13 protein-coding genes are annotated in these 14,338 nt (G+C 65.9%); 8 read left to right on the top strand and 5 right to left on the bottom strand.

The features are described from left to right. Positions 1 to 142: 142 nt before the first annotated feature. The 5 genes from AB0H42_RS24365 to AB0H42_RS24345 all read left to right on the top strand — a co-directional run bounded on the left by AB0H42_RS24365 (position 143) and on the right by AB0H42_RS24345 (position 5,694). On the top strand, positions 143 to 379 hold the full coding sequence (locus AB0H42_RS24365; RefSeq protein WP_357059595.1) for a hypothetical protein: 237 nt from the start codon (positions 143 to 145) through the stop codon (positions 377 to 379). Between the two features lie 464 nt (positions 380 to 843). Beyond that, positions 844 to 1,536: a GPP34 family phosphoprotein gene (locus tag AB0H42_RS24360; protein WP_357059593.1), complete on the top strand. Its 693-nt coding sequence runs from the start codon at positions 844 to 846 to the stop codon at positions 1,534 to 1,536. A 238-nt stretch (positions 1,537 to 1,774) separates the two neighbouring features. Beyond that, positions 1,775 to 2,908 carry a GNAT family N-acetyltransferase gene (locus tag AB0H42_RS24355; RefSeq protein ID WP_357059590.1) on the top strand — a complete coding sequence of 378 codons (1,134 nt, stop codon included), beginning with the start codon at positions 1,775 to 1,777 and terminating at the stop codon, positions 2,906 to 2,908. A 15-nt stretch (positions 2,909 to 2,923) separates the two neighbouring features. Continuing rightward, positions 2,924 to 3,820: a pyridoxamine 5'-phosphate oxidase family protein gene (locus AB0H42_RS24350; protein WP_357059588.1), complete on the top strand. Its 897-nt coding sequence runs from the start codon at positions 2,924 to 2,926 to the stop codon at positions 3,818 to 3,820. A 497-nt stretch (positions 3,821 to 4,317) separates the two neighbouring features. Beyond that, positions 4,318 to 5,694, top strand: a complete 1,377-nt coding sequence (locus AB0H42_RS24345) for an NAD-dependent succinate-semialdehyde dehydrogenase (protein ID WP_357059585.1) — start codon at positions 4,318 to 4,320, stop codon at positions 5,692 to 5,694. 256 nt (positions 5,695 to 5,950) lie between these two features. Here AB0H42_RS24345 and AB0H42_RS24340 read toward each other — a convergent pair whose 3' ends face one another. The 3 genes from AB0H42_RS24340 to AB0H42_RS24330 form a co-directional block, all read right to left on the bottom strand. Continuing rightward, positions 5,951 to 7,402: an amidase gene (locus AB0H42_RS24340; protein WP_357059583.1), complete on the bottom strand. Its 1,452-nt coding sequence runs from the start codon at positions 7,400 to 7,402 to the stop codon at positions 5,951 to 5,953. 718 nt (positions 7,403 to 8,120) lie between these two features. Continuing rightward, entirely contained in the window at positions 8,121 to 8,600 is a 480-nt protein-coding gene (locus AB0H42_RS24335) for a hypothetical protein (RefSeq protein ID WP_357059580.1), read from the bottom strand. Between the two features lie 704 nt (positions 8,601 to 9,304). After that, on the bottom strand, positions 9,305 to 9,832 hold the full coding sequence (locus tag AB0H42_RS24330; RefSeq protein WP_357059578.1) for a CAP family protein: 528 nt from the start codon (positions 9,830 to 9,832) through the stop codon (positions 9,305 to 9,307). Positions 9,833 to 10,415: 583 nt separating this feature from the next. Between AB0H42_RS24330 and AB0H42_RS24325 the strand changes: the two genes are divergently transcribed. Continuing rightward, on the top strand, positions 10,416 to 10,889 hold the full coding sequence (locus AB0H42_RS24325; protein WP_357059576.1) for an Rrf2 family transcriptional regulator: 474 nt from the start codon (positions 10,416 to 10,418) through the stop codon (positions 10,887 to 10,889). A gap of 75 nt (positions 10,890 to 10,964) precedes the next feature. Then, a complete protein-coding gene (locus AB0H42_RS24320; protein WP_357059573.1) occupies positions 10,965 to 11,420 on the top strand; it encodes a carboxymuconolactone decarboxylase family protein in 456 nt (151 codons plus the stop codon). A 461-nt stretch (positions 11,421 to 11,881) separates the two neighbouring features. Here AB0H42_RS24320 and AB0H42_RS24315 read toward each other — a convergent pair whose 3' ends face one another. After that, positions 11,882 to 12,553, bottom strand: a complete 672-nt coding sequence (locus AB0H42_RS24315) for an NAD-dependent epimerase/dehydratase family protein (protein ID WP_357059570.1) — start codon at positions 12,551 to 12,553, stop codon at positions 11,882 to 11,884. A 45-nt stretch (positions 12,554 to 12,598) separates the two neighbouring features. Next, complete coding sequence (locus AB0H42_RS24310; protein WP_357059567.1) at positions 12,599 to 13,507, bottom strand: SDR family NAD(P)-dependent oxidoreductase; 909 nt, start codon at positions 13,505 to 13,507, stop codon at positions 12,599 to 12,601. Between the two features lie 106 nt (positions 13,508 to 13,613). Here AB0H42_RS24310 and AB0H42_RS24305 point away from each other — a divergent pair, with 106 nt between their 5' ends. Continuing rightward, entirely contained in the window at positions 13,614 to 14,180 is a 567-nt protein-coding gene (locus AB0H42_RS24305) for a TetR/AcrR family transcriptional regulator (protein WP_357059564.1), read from the top strand. Positions 14,181 to 14,338: the final 158 nt, after the last annotated feature.

Genomic DNA, 14,338 nt, shown 5'->3' with positions numbered 1-14,338 from the left:
TGGGCACGACCCCCTTCTTCCAGGGAACGAATACTATTTCGTGGTACTCGCGTGGACTTCACAGGGTTATTGGGATTTCGTATGGAGTCTCGCCCCGAGTGGGCCGCCGGCGCAGTTGACCCTGAAACGCAGGCGCGTGCAGGTGAAGCTTGCCGACCTGTTCATCATCGACGACAGCGATGACCTGTCCTCGGGTGAAGCAACATTCAGTCTGGTGGTCCGACGAGGACCGAACTCGAGCAATACGCAATCGTTCGGCGCCACCGTCGATTCGGGAACACAGGTTATCGGAATCCCGTCTACGATGCAGATGGACACCGGTTTAGAGAAAGTCCCGTCGTTCGGAGATATCTATATCGGTCAAGGTATCTGCTCATGAGGACGACACCGGGAGTGTTCCATCCGATTCCGATGATTACTCCCACGTCGGATTCGGCGACCTCCACCTTCCGTCGGGCCCCGCGGAACAGGTCTCAAATCAAATACTCACTATGAGTAGCGTCGTCGACAGCGGAAATCCATTCAAGTTCATAGCTCAGATTGTTTACTCTGTCGGCTATCAGTGAAGTAGCGGCGGGTTCGCACGCCGGCAATCTTCGAGTTCGGTCCGGGCACAACCACCTACCCGGCGGACGAGATCAGCAGCACCACTCCGGGTTCCGAATTGTTCCGAGTCGAACGCGGATGGACCCCGATATCGGTGGCGGTCCCGACACCGGTCATCGGCGCGGGTGGACGTCGGGTACCGGATCGTCGCCCGCGAGAGCGCCTGACCGAATGGGGCGTACACCGCCACTTCCGCACTTCTTGCCCGGATCCGCGGAGCCTGGCAGGGTCGGGGCGGTGACGATCGCGGAAGAATTCCTGTTGCTGGCCTACGACAACGAGACCGGTAGAGCCCGCGTCGGCGCCACTCAGCTGACCACCGCACTGGCCGGTGCCGCGATCGTGGAACTCACCCTCGACGGCGCGCTGCGGCTCACCGAAGCCGATGAGTCGGGGGCGAAGAAGGGACGGCTCGTCGCCACCGGCGCCGGATCCGGCGATCCGCGCCTCGCCGAGCTCGTGGCGGTATCCGACGGCCGTAAACCCAAGGACGCCGTCCACAAGGTCGGCGGCTACGGGTCGTGGCGCAGCCGTTCCCAGGACCTGCGCGAAGCTCTGCTCCGGGACCTCGCCGACGCGGGCGAGATCACCGAGGTCCACGGCAAAGTGTGGAAACTGTTTCCCACCACGGTCTGGAAACCGGCGCCCGGCGGTGCGAAGGCCGGCGTCGAAGCGCGCCTGCGCGCCGCCGTACTCGACGACACCACCCCCGACGACCGCACCGCCGCGTTGATCTCCATCCTGCACGCTGTCGATCTACTGCCGAAACTGTTGCCCGAGGCGGACAAACGCGCGGTCCGCCGCCGCGGTAAGGCGATCAGCGAGGGCGAGTGGGGTGGCCCGGCGGTCCGCAGGGCGATCCAGGAAATACAGGCCGTCACCATCGCTGTCCTCACGGTCACTACCACTACCGCCGGTAGCGGTAGCTGAGCCGGCACGCGGAACCAGCCGGCGAATCCTCCCGCCGGAGGAGATGTAGGGCCCGTTCCGCGGCCACCCACTCGATTCCCGGCGTATCGACGACTGGGTGCCGAGCGGCTGCCGGGAAATTGCCGGATCGGCCCTCTTTCTCCGCACCCACCTCCCCACGTGTGGAAAGACATCGAGGGGCTGGTGGATAACGCAGGTTATGGTCGTCGCGTCCTGTCTCGCTTCGAGGGAATGCTTCATGCTCAGAACGGCCGTCGAGGCTGTCCGATCGGTTGCCGCGACCGAATGGGACAGCCTGGTGGCACCGGGTGATCTCTTCTGCGGTCACGCCTGGCTGCGCCATCTCGACGAAGCCGTGTCCCCGCATTCGGCGGTGGTCGTCCGCCGAGCGGGCGTACTCGCCGCGGCGCTGCCGCTGTGGGACGCGAGCCACGCGGACGGCTCTCTGTTCCGGTTGCCGGCGCTCTTCCCGCACGTTCCCGAACTCGGCCGAGCCGAGTTGCTGTGGGCGGGCGCGCGACGCGCGGTCCGTAACGGTGTGCTGTCCGAAACCGGTCCTTCGCGCAGTGCCACACTGCGGCGTCTGCTGGCCGCCGCGGTGGACCACGCGCGCGAGCGCCGCCGGGACCGCGTGATAGTCCCCTACCTCCCTGTCGAGACAGCGCGGGAACTGGCCGCGACCCACCCGCAGGCCTCGCTACTGCTGCATTCGGCGGAGGCCACCGTGCACATTCCGCGGGATCCGGCACAGGATCACCGGCCTGGGGCGACCGGCCACAACCGGAAACGGCGGCGCCGGGAACTGCGCGATTTCGCCGCGACCGGGCACACGCTCGAGTGGACCGGCCTCACCGCCGAGACCGCCGATCGGGTGGCTCCGCTGATCGCGAACACCCGGGCCAAACACGGCAGCACCGGCGGAGTCGCCTGGATGCGCCGGATATTCGACGCGCAACGCAGAGTCGGTCTCGACGCGGCCGCCGCGACGTTGCTGTGCCGGCGCGAGGGCACCCTGGTGGCCGCCGCCATCTGCTATCGCCACGGCAGCAGTCTGCACGGCCGCTACTTCGGCGCCGACGAATCGGCGGGCCGCGCCGGTGCGGCCTATTTCGTCACCACCTGCCACGCTCCCGTCGCCTACGCCCGGGCACACGGCCTGCGCCGGGTACACCTGTCTACGTCGGCGCTGGAGGCGAAAGTCCGCCGCGGCGCCACCCTCGAACCGCTCGCGGCCGTCGTCCTCCTCGACCGGGACCGCCCGCATCCACACACCGTCGAGGCGCACAACCGCAAATTCGCGGCCGGATATCGCGACGGGTTCAGCGACTACGCTGCGCTCCTCGACCACCGATGGTTCGACTTTCTCGACTGACCGGACAGGAGAACGATGCTGCACCTCGTCTACCGATTCGCACCGACCCCCAAGGCCCGGGCCGACCTCGCCGCGTTCTGGCGCTGGATCGCCGATCGCCAGCTGTGGTTCTACGACGGGCTGGACATGGTCCTGGATACGACCTGGCACACCGTCACGATCGGCGATCACGTGCACTGCCTCGAACACAAGGTCACCTTCGCCGACGAAGCGGCCTGGGGCCGCTACCGGCGGGAAGTGCACCGACGTTCCACGGACCCGGAGTGGGAGCGGCGCCGGACCGGCCAGGACGAGTGGTACGACATCATCGACTCCAGGATTCTGTCGGATCCGCCGATCTCCGTTCCGCTCCCGGGTCGCGACACAGCTCGATCCGCTCCCGCGGCCGGAGCTTTCCGCTCCGCGTCCGAACGCAGCCGGTACCTGCTCGATCGAGCCCGGTTCTGCACGCTCGCCACCGAGGGACCGGACGGGCCGTGGGCCGCCACAGTGAACTTCGTGGCACGGTACCGGCCGCTCCAGCTGGTGTGGTATTCGCTGCGCGATGCCGAGCATTCCGTGAACCTCACCGCGCGCCCGCGTGTTTCGGGAACGATGTTCGTGACCGGGCTGTCCGGTGCCGAAGCACCCGCCGGGATTCCGGTCGACGGCGCCCAGTTCGCCGGCAGCTGCCGGGAGGTCGGCGCCGCGGAGCTACCGGAATTCCACGAGTACTACTACGTGACGAACTTTCCCGACGCCGGCGAGCGCGCACACTGGGCGTTGCCCATCGACACGTTCCGAGATGACGGCCCGCGCCGTTTCTATCTGCTCGAAATCGAACGCTGGTGGCTCTACGATGCCCAGCGCTGGACGGTCGACAAACACGACCGGCGTTTCGAAGTCGGTCTGTCCGAGATAGCCGCGCCCTAGGTACGGCACAAGATCGGGACGCGGTACTCCGCTGGTTTCGGGGTCACGGATACCAGCGTGCCCGGCCGGCCCGCGACAACCAACACAGTTCGGCTACAGAATTGCTGAACAGAAACTTACATATTGCGACAGAAACGATCGTCGGCCTTCTCACCTGCACAGAGAAACGCGGCCCGGAATCAATGGACGGAATCGTAGCGACTTCTACACTCTTTCCCCGGCTCGGATCTGGGGACGGAGCCGAGCGCACCGATACAGCCGACGTATCGATGATGGTCCGGGTGACCGCGGTACCGGTACCGGTACCGCGGTCACGGCGGTGCTCGGTGCGAAACCCTGGACGCCGGTCCGGCGGCGGTGGCGCCGAACGAGCGTGCCCGGCCGGCCGCGCCCGATAAAGGATCCGGGACGGATACCGAGTTCACAGGTCACGAACGGATCGATATAACAAAATCGGCCTACCTGTCACTCACGCCACGGATCCGTAGCATCGTGACATGAGTACTTATGTGACGACGAACCCGACCACAGGTACTACCGAACAAGAATTCCCCGGGCTGCCCGACGACCAGATTTCCGTCGTCGCCGAACGTGCGGCCGAGGGATTCGAGGAATGGCGCCACACCCCGGTGGCCGAACGCGCCCGGGCGCTGGCACGCACCGCGGACCTGTACGAGGAACGCGCGACCGAGCTGGCCGCGGCCATTACCAAGGAAATGGGTAAACCGGCGCAGGAGGCGGCCGAGGAAGTGCAACTCGCCGCCGATATCTACCGCTGGTATGCCGAGCACGGCCCCGATCTGCTGACCACCGAGCGGCTCGACCCCCAGGGCGCCGCGGAATCGGTGGTCCAGAGCTTGCCGATCGGGCCGCTCGTCGGCGTGATGCCGTGGAACTATCCCTACTACCAGGTGGCGCGCTTCGCCGCGCCGAACCTGCTGCTGGGTAATTCGATTATTCTGAAGCACGCCTCGATCTGCGCGGCCTCGTCGAAACTCATGGCCGATGTGCTGCACGAGGCGTCGGTCCCCGAGAACGCGTATATCAACGTGTACGCGAGTTCCGGTCAGATCGCCGAACTCCTGGCGCATCCGGCGATCCGCGGGGTGTCGCTGACCGGTAGCGAACGGGCGGGCGCCGCGGTCGCGACCGCGGCGGCGAAGAATTTGAAGAAGTCGGTTCTCGAACTCGGCGGTTCCGACCCGTTCATCCTGCTCGACACCGACGATATGGCGGAAACGGTGCGCGTCGCCGCCCGGGCGCGCCTGTCCAACGCCGGTCAGGCGTGCAACTCGCCGAAACGCTTCATCGTCCTGGACGATCTCTACGACGACTTCGTCCGGGGGCTGGTGGCCGAGTTCGAGCGCGCGGTCGTCGGCAATCCGTCGGACCCGGAGACCGAAGTCGGGCCGTTGTCCTCGGTCACCGCGCGCGACACCGTCGCCGACCAGATCGGCACCGCCGTGCGGCAGGGGGCGACCCTGCACACCGGCGGTAAGCCGTTGGACGGCGGCGGGGCGTTCCTCGCACCCGCCGTTCTCACCGGTATCACCCCGGAGATGGACGCGTACTCGGAGGAAATCTTCGGCCCGGCCGCGATGGTCTACCGGGTGTCCTCGGCCGATGAAGCGGTGCGCCTGGCCAACGATGTCGAATTCGGCCTCAGCGGATCGGTGTGGAGCACCGATACCGCACGGGCCGCCGAGGTCGCCGATCGACTCGATGTCGGAATGGCCTACATCAACGAACACGGGACGACACTGCCCGGTCTGCCGTTCGGCGGGGTGAATCGTTCCGGATACGGTCGGGAGCTGGGGCGCTGGGGAATGGGCGAATTCGTCAATGCCAAACTCCGGCGGATCGCCGCCCATTAGCCGTGCCGGGCCGGCCGCCCGAGGCCACACCGACGTGGTCGGACACCGGCGGCCGGAGCGCGGCACCGCCCGCGCAGCCCGGCCCGGGTCCGCGCCACGGGTGTCCCTCGACGCCGCCGACTACTGTCCCCGTGTGCGTCCCCGAGATGGTCCCTCTCTTCTGAAGGTGGACCGGGCACGCCTACGGCGAGCGCGCAACGAAGTCCGTCGAGCGTTGCGCCTTCGCCCCGGAGAGCCGACCTCCCGGTAGTACGCCCTACTTCGGTACCCGGAAGCCGCCGATCTTCTGCTCGAGCAGTTCGGCCAGCCGCAGCGGGGTGCGGTCCTCGAACATCGGACCGATGAGCTGCACTCCCACCGGCAGCCCCCCGGGAGACCGGCCCGCGGGTATGGCGGTGGCGGGCAGGCCGGGCATGGTGGCCATACCAGCCCAGACGAGCTGGTCGAAGTACGGGTACTCGACGCCGTCGATATCGATGTGCCGGTCCTCCAGACCTCCGTTGTGGTCGTGCGGGAAGGCGGGAGTGGGAGTGATGGGGCACACCACGGCGTCGAACTCGGCGAAGAGCTGCCGCCAGCGGTGGCGGTGAAGTTCGCGACGATTGTTCGCCTCGACCCAGTCGCGGTGGCTGAGCACCATGCCGCGCAGCCGCGCCGCATCGAGACTCCCGTCGTCCGCGCTCAGGGCGGCGGTGTGGGTCCGCAGTTGTTCGTAGACGTCGACGGGAAGACTCGCGGCGGCGTTCGACAGCATGAGCAGCATGTAGAGGGTCGCCGCTTCGGTCGGGTCGGGCAGCAGCGGACTGCGCCGTTCGACGCGGGCGCCCTCGTCGACGAGCGCCTCGGCGACCCGGTTCACGCCCGCCCGCACCGCCGATCCGGTCGGAATGAGCGGATGGTCCTCGATGATCAGGACACGGAAGTCGGCCAGCCGCTCGTGGCGCGCGGGCGGCAGTGCGATGTCGTAGGCGACGCCGTGGGTCAGCGGGTCGGGTCCGGCCATGACGTCGAGCAGCAGTGTGAGGTCGCGGGCGGTGCGCGCCATCGGGCCGACGACGGCGAGGTCGAGGTCTATCGGCAAGGCCGGCGCGGGCGGCGCGACCATGCCGCGGGTCGGCGCCAGTCCGAGTGTCGGCTTGTGTGCGTAGATGCCGCAGAAATGCGCGGGGGTGCGCAGCGAACCGGCGAGGTCGGAGCCTATGGACAGCGCGCCGAATCCGGACGCCAGGGCCGCCGCCGAACCGCCGGACGACCCACCCGACGTGCGGCCGTGATCCCACGGATTGTTGGTGGTGCCGTAGATATCGTTGAAGCTTTGGATATCTCGCAGAATCAGCGGCACATTGGTCTTACCGAGCACCACCGCGCCGGCGGCCTTCAGCCGTGACACCTGTACCGCGTCCTCGTCCGGTACATAGTTCGCGTGCTGCGGAATGCCCCAGGTGGTGGGCAGCCCGGCCATGTTGTAGGACTCCTTGACCGTCACCGGTATACCGAGCAACGGCCTGTCCTCGCCGTGGGCGCGCGCCTGGTCGGCATCGCGCGCGGCGGCCCGCGCTCGGTCGAAGTCCGGTACACAGATCGCGTTGATCACCATGTCGTCCCGCTCGATACGAGCGATCGCCTCGTCGGTCAGTTCCACCGAGGTCACCTCACCGGCCCGCAACGCCGCCAACAGTTCTGCTGCCGATCGAAAATTCCATTCCATGAATTCGACGCTATTGGCCCGCCGGAGAGGACATAAAATGCCGCTTCGCACAACGGAAAGTCGAACGGACCACCTACATCGGTGAAGTCACACGCTCGTTATGCCATCGCGGACGTCCCACCCCAGGTCACAGTGTCGGCAGCGAGCCAACTCCATGAGCACAGGGCATGAGAATGCGGCGCCGTACAACGGGATAGATGTCTCAATACTCACCCATCCCGACGGCGGGCCTTGCGGTCGGTGAGAAACACCGGACCGGACTTTCGGCCGGCGGGAGTCTCGGCAGCAGCCGGGCGGTGCCGGTCTGCCACGCGAGGAGACCCCGCGCACCGGTTGGCGGTGTCCGGGTCGGGCACGTCGAGCATCAGCATCTCCTCCGCGCGGGCCGAGGACTCGGAGAGCAGGTGCCAGAGCACCCGGTCCACTCGGCGCCGGATTCCGTGCGAATATTCTCGCCCTGGTCTGCTGGTTCGACGGGGCGCGCCGCCGGAACTCCGCAGCCCCGCGGCGGCGCAGATCGGCCACGATCGAGATCAATGCCTGCAGGGAGCGGCCGCGCCGGCCCAGGGATGGTCCCAGTGTTGTTCGCCGAGTCTCGGGAGGATATGAGAGATCTGCCAGTCGGTCATCGGCGTAGGTCGGTTCCCGGGCCGATGAGGCCGGTGAGCTCCCGCATCGTTTCGGGCGACGGTTTGATGTAGCGGCGCAGGTTCTCCGGTCAGAGGGTTCTCGCTCGTGCCTCCACAGCGGCGACGGCTTCCTTCAAACCGGCGGCGGGGTCCAGTGCGCGGAAACGCTTGACCGCCTCGATCTTCTTGTCCCTGCGCAGCAGATCATCGATTTCGGTGAAATCGAGGGACTCGGGATCCTCGATCTTCAGATGCTGCATGATCAGATCGAGTTTGCGCTCGAGACGATTGATCCTGAGTTCGAGACGAGAGCTGCTACCCAACACGACATAACCGTAACAAGCTGCCCATAACGTGCCAACCAGGGTGCGACGCCCCAGTACCGCGATGACGCTGCTTCCCCGTCTGCTCGACCTGGGCGGTCCGGGAAAGCCAGCCTTGACCAGGAACAGGCTTCCGATCGGCTTTTCGAGTTCATATCGCCTGGACTCGATCCAGTTCCCGCCGGGGTCGATGACCGTGAACCCGGAGTGGTTGTCTGCATTCTTGCGTTTCCGCGGGCGGGTCATCCGCGGGATCCCGGAGAACAGAATACGGCCCGGTGGGCGCCGGATGCGTGACCGCCACCACCGCGGCCGGCACTGCTGGATCGGTATGCGCCACACCAGCACTACCTGCGCGCTGGGCTGGTCTGTCGAGATCGACCGGGACTCGTGGCGGCGGGCTACCGTCATTCGGGTGGGCGAGCACCGCATCGGCGGTCTCAGTGACGTGACTACAGCTATTTATCCGCCCGGGACACCCGCACACATCGCCTGCTACCTGGCGGTCGACGAAGTGGACGCGCGGGTCGCGGCCGCAGTCGAGGCCGGCGCCCGACTATTGGTGGCGCCCTTCGATGCGGGGGACGACGGCCGGATCGCGACACTGATCGATCCGTTCGGCGCGGCAGTGTCACTGTGGCGGCGGCGGGCACCGCAGAGGGGGTGGACGCATCCGCGGGCGACCAGGGCGGCGCCGCGGCGATTACAACATCTGAGTGCAGATCCACCAGCCGCCGCCGAGTTCTACCAGCGCCTCCTCGGAATGACCGATCCCGACACCGATTTCACTGGGCTGGCAGAGGCGAACACGGTGCCGGGCCGGCGCCTGATCGTCGCCGTCGACTCCGTCACCGAAGAGCCACCAACGACAAGGCCACATAACGGAGTCGAGGAATATCTACGGGAACAGTCACGCTACGGCCGAGAGGATCGCCGTGGACAGACCCGGCTCAGCGCGGCCGCAGCACGTTCTGGGGGTACTGCCCCTCCACGTTGCCGGGTGGGTTGTAGAGACCGACGACGACAGTCCAGCCGCCCTCCGAGGCGTACCCGATACCGAGTCGGGTGCTGGCCTTCCACACCAACTGCGTGAAATGCCCGGTCCTCGCGCTGAATCCGGGGGTGTTGAAGTCGTAGTCCTTGATCTCGTCGTACCACATCTGCGTGCCCATCTGGACAAAGGAGATAGCGTCCCAGCTGCCCTGTCCCCCGACGAGGTTCTCCCCGGCCCCGCTCTTGTAGGGGCAGCTGTGATCGATCGTTCTCTTGGCGGCGTAGTACTGCGCGCATTTCTGGGCTTGGTTGTTCAGGTTCTGGGTCAAGGTCATGGCCGGGGAGCCGTGCTTGGCCCGGTACTGGTTGTGCAGGGTGAGCCCGGTCTGCGCGTAATCGCTCTGTCCGGCGGCAGGGCCCCCGCCGGTGACGAGCGCGGCGAGCATCACCGCGGCGAGAACCGATACCAATCGACCGACACGCACGACGACCTCCCGAGGCAGAGCAGGACACAACAGAAGAGAACCACACGGACCTCGGAACCCCCACAGGCCAGGAGAGTTTCGGGATCAGGTGAGCATACCCGGGCGCGCTGCACTGCTCCTCGAATCCCCGGCATGCGCTCGGCCCCTGGGGGAGGTAGCCACTTCCCGAGGCTCGAGGAACTTCGGCGCAAAGCAGTACCGGCAGCAGCCCATCTGTAACCCGAGAGCCTGAATCGCCTGAGTCGCGCCGACGCTACCGCAGATAGTTTCGCGACTCGATCCCCCGACGGGGTCACTGACGTGCCGGGCTTGATATCGGAATGCGCCTCCGGCCGTCAACTGGCCGCATGAAAAGGCGGTGCTGGGACGAGACAGACCAAGCAATCATCGCTGACCAGCAATGATTGCTCCCGTCGGCATCCAGGGATGCATCGATTGATGAACACTGACCGCGCACAGATTCGAGCGACTGCGGCTACGCCTGCGGTGGCGGACCATGCACTGGAAAGGGCACCGCCGGTTCTGGTTGCGGCGGCGAATATTGATCCGCATATCCTAGATGCGTAATATCCAGAATATGCAGATGAGTGAGGGTGTCGAGTGGGCGATCCACACGTGCCTCAATCTGGGCTGGACCGAGTCCGGTGAGGCAGTCTCGGCAGCCAGGCTCGCCGCATATTTCGATCTGCCCGCCGCGTACCTGAACAAGCAGTTGCAGGCACTGGTCCGGGCAGAGATCCTCACCTCGTCGTCGGGACCGCGCGGCGGCTTCCGCCTCGCACGCGACCCGGACGCAATCACGCTGCTCGATATCGTGACGGCGATCGAGGGTTCGCAGAACGCGTTCCAGTGTCAGCAGCTCATGAAGCGCGGGCCGGGTGGGCGTAAGGACGTCGACTACAGTCTGGAATGCCTTGTCTCCCAAGCGATGCGGCACGCAGACCTGGAGTGGCGGCGGGCCCTCGCCGGTCGAACCATCGGGGGCATCAAGGCCGATGTAGAAGACCGCGATCCCGACGCCCCCGCGATAACCCGCCGCCGGCTCGCCGAACTATAGGGCTTCTCGACTACTGCACGCAGGCTCCCTACGAGCAGATTCTGGATATTATGTATCAAGAAAGGTTGGAAAAAAATGCAGGCACGAATGAGTAATGTCTACAAGCTCGCCCGCGACGGCTACCGAGGATTGAATGCCGTCGAGGAGTACGTCAACAGCAGCGGGATTCCCCGAAATCTTCTGGAGCTCATCCGCATCCGGGCCAGCCAGATCAACGGATGCTCGGTCTGCACCGATATGCATTCACACCATGCGCAGAAGGTGGGTGAACGTGACGAACGACTGTGGTCGGTGGCGACCTGGCGTGATACGCCCTTCTTCACCGACACCGAACGCGCGGCCCTGGCGCTGACCGAGGCGGTCACCCGAATCACCGACAACTCGGACGGCGTTCCCGACGAGGTATGGGAGCGCGCCACCGCCCATTTCGCCGATGAGGAGCTGGCTGCGCTGGTGACGGCGATCGCCTCGGTAAACGCCTGGAACCGGATCAACGTGACAACGCGCCTGGTCGCCGGCACCTTCCGCTGACCGGCGGTGATCAACACGGAAACCCTGAGCCGCGAACGGGGAATTCGGTCTACGGGGATATGGTGCGCGAAGCGCTCGACTACACGATCGCGCGGCACCCGACACCGAACGAATGGTTCGACCCGACGCAATCTCGGTCTTTCGACCAACAGGATTTGGACGAGTATCCGGGGGCTTTCCGAGACTATCTGTTCGGAAATCGCCCGGCCCATCTACCCACTCGCCCGCAATCGGCCGACACCGGATGCGGGAGCCGGCGATGGCGCGAGAGGCTCCGGGGCTTCTTGGATGAAATCGACGGATGAACATCGCTGACCAGCTATGAATCATGGGGCAAGTGTTGAAGATGCTTCATTTGATGAACAGGCCGGCCGGGGATGCCCTCACTCGGTTTTCGGTGAGGGCATCCCCGATGCGTGAGTTCCGGAGTTAGGTGGGCAACAGGGTCCGTGGTGATGTGGTCATATCCGGGAGGCGGCGATTTCGTTGATATCGGCGGTTTCCAGGACTCGCTGGTGCGCCCCGGCGCGGGTGGTCTCGAGCATGGCTTCGCCGAGGCGGAGGCTGGAGGTGACATAACGTGGCGCTATTCGCCGGAGTAGCGGAGCCAGCGGTGTGACGATCCGGTAGAGCAGGACGTATGTCTTGGTTTTCGCCGTGGTGCCGGGGAGCGGCAGGATGAACGCCGGCCGGAACATGTATGCCCGGAGGGTGAGGTCGAGTAGGGCGTTCTCGACTTCTCCTTTGATCCGGGCCCACATCATGCGAGAGGTGCCCGTACCGTCGGTGCCGGCACCGGAGACATAGCAGAAGGCAAGGTCGGGGTTGGCGCCCAGTAGTGCGTGGGCGGCGGCGAGGGTGAAGTCGTAGGTGATGGTGCGGTAGTCGGTTTCGCTCATGCCCAGTGCCGAGGTGCCCAGGCAGAAGAAGCAGGCGTCGTAGCCGGTGAGCCGGGTCTGCAGGGCGGTGAAATCGGCGAAGTCCTGGTGGACGATCTCGTGCAGTTTCGGATGGGTGCGGCCGGTCGGCGTGCGGCCGATGGCGAGGATTTCGGCGACCGCGTCCGCGCGCAGGCATGCTTCCAGGACTCCTTGGCCCACCATGCCGGTGGCGCCGAAAATAATGATGCGCACTGTTTCCTGTTACTCGTGGGTTCGTGTGGTTCGTGGCGGCCGTGGTCAGTCGATGGAGTAGGTGACGCCGGTCAGTTCTTCGGAGACCTGCCACAGCCGCCGCGCCAGATCGGTGTCGTGGGACTGCTTGCTCGACTCGACGCGTATGGGATGGCCCTGGATACCACCGGGGCCGCTGGGCCCGTAGTACTGCCCGCCCCGCACCTCAGGGTCGGTTGCGGCGCGCAGCGTGGCCAGGGCGCCCATTTGCGCGGACTGTGACATCAGTTTCATGGCCGGCACCCGCAGCACTGCGGGCAGGTGGCGGCCCAGCTCGGTGTTCGCCCCGCCCGGGTGGGCGGCGACGGCGAGCGTGTTCTGTCCGGTGGCGGTCAGGCGGCGCTGCAGTTCGTAGGTGAACAGCAGATTCGCGAGCTTGGATTGGCCGTAGGCGCCGATACGGCTGTATCCGTTGTCCCAGTTCAGATCGTCGAAGTGGATCGCGGCACGGATACGGTGCCCGATGCTGCTGACGGTGACCACCCGCGACCCGGCCACGGCCGGCAGCCGGTCGAGCAGCAGGCCGGTCAGGGCGAAATGCCCGAGGTGGTTGGTACCGAACTGCAGCTCGAAACCGTCGCTGGTCTTCTCCTTCGGCGGATACATCACCCCCGCGTTGTTGATCAGCAGATCGATGTGCGGATACGCGGCCTTCAGCTCCTCTGCCGCAGTGCGGACCCCGGCCAGCGATCCCAGGTCCAGTTGTTGCAGTTCGAGGTGTGCGCCCGGGATCGCCGCGGTGATCCGGTCGACCGCGGCCTTGCCTTTGTCGAGGTTGCGCACGGCCAGCACCACGCGGGCGCCCTTGGCCGCGAGCGCGGAGGCCGTTTCGAAGCCGAGCCCGGAGTTCGCGCCGGTCACGATCGCGGTGCGACCCGTTTGGTCGGGGATATCGGTGGTGCTCCATTTGCCCATGGCTGCTCCTCGATAAAATCGAACCGGGGCGAGGGCCCCGCTTATGTTCGACTATACGGAACGCGCGCCCCGTTTGATGGTGAGGTGGCGCGCAGGAGGTGCTTCGATGGGCGACCCCGCCAAACCGCTACGCGCCGACGCGGCCCGCAACCGGGAACTGGTGCTCGAAACCGCGTACGCGACCTTCGCCGCCGAAGGGCTGTCGGTCCCCATCGATGAGATCGCCCGCCGTGCCGGTCTCGGCGCAGGCACCATCTACCGGCACTTCCCCACCAAGAACGCGCTATTCGCCGCGGTCATCGAACACCGCCTCCAGCAAATCGTCACCGCGGGGCGCACCCTGCTCGACGCCGGCGAACCCGCTGAAGCGCTGTTCGGGTTCATCCAGGCCATGGCCGTGGACTGGGGTGCCGCCGATCAAGGCCTGCACCAGGTCATCGCCGGCGATGGTATCGACCTCGACGAACTCGCCCCCGCCGCCGAAGCCCAATTCCTCTCCCTGCTCGGCGAACTCCTCACCGCCGCACAACAGGCCGGCACCGCCCGACCCGACCTCACCGTCCGGGAGGCCAAAGCGATCATCGTCGGCTGCCAAGCCGTGCAAAGCCACACCCCCGACGTCGCCGACCGCGTCATCACCCTCATCCTCACCGGACTCCGCGCAAAGCCTTGAGCTGCCAACCGGACGGCGTCCGAACGGATCCATATGGACGCCATTCCGGCTGAACATCGCTGACGAGAGTGTCAGAATTTTTGTGGGCGGAACAGTGACCGTTCCGTTTAATTCCCAGTTATCCGCTCACCATAAAACAGCGCGAGCGTGTTGAGTAT

The organism is Nocardia sp. NPDC050799, from assembly GCF_040654015.1.
GTDB lineage: Bacteria > Actinomycetota > Actinomycetes > Mycobacteriales > Mycobacteriaceae > Nocardia.
The sequence above is the reverse complement of the archived record's forward strand: the minus strand, read 5'-3'. Positions and strand labels throughout refer to the sequence as shown.

Excerpts from the sequence above, each read along its gene's own strand:
- AB0H42_RS24355 (WP_357059590.1), top strand. The coding sequence starts at position 1,775 with ATGCTCAGAACGGCCGTCGAGGCTGTCCGATCGGTTGCCGCGACCGAA.
- AB0H42_RS24335 (WP_357059580.1), bottom strand. The coding sequence starts at position 8,600 with ATGACCCGCCCGCGGAAACGCAAGAATGCAGACAACCACTCCGGGTTC.
- AB0H42_RS24345 (WP_357059585.1), top strand. The coding sequence starts at position 4,318 with ATGAGTACTTATGTGACGACGAACCCGACCACAGGTACTACCGAACAA.
- AB0H42_RS24350 (WP_357059588.1), top strand. The coding sequence starts at position 2,924 with ATGCTGCACCTCGTCTACCGATTCGCACCGACCCCCAAGGCCCGGGCC.
- AB0H42_RS24320 (WP_357059573.1), top strand. The coding sequence starts at position 10,965 with ATGCAGGCACGAATGAGTAATGTCTACAAGCTCGCCCGCGACGGCTAC.
- AB0H42_RS24325 (WP_357059576.1), top strand. The coding sequence starts at position 10,416 with ATGAGTGAGGGTGTCGAGTGGGCGATCCACACGTGCCTCAATCTGGGC.
- AB0H42_RS24310 (WP_357059567.1), bottom strand. The coding sequence starts at position 13,507 with ATGGGCAAATGGAGCACCACCGATATCCCCGACCAAACGGGTCGCACC.
- AB0H42_RS24340 (WP_357059583.1), bottom strand. The coding sequence starts at position 7,402 with ATGGAATGGAATTTTCGATCGGCAGCAGAACTGTTGGCGGCGTTGCGG.
- AB0H42_RS24305 (WP_357059564.1), top strand. The coding sequence starts at position 13,614 with ATGGGCGACCCCGCCAAACCGCTACGCGCCGACGCGGCCCGCAACCGG.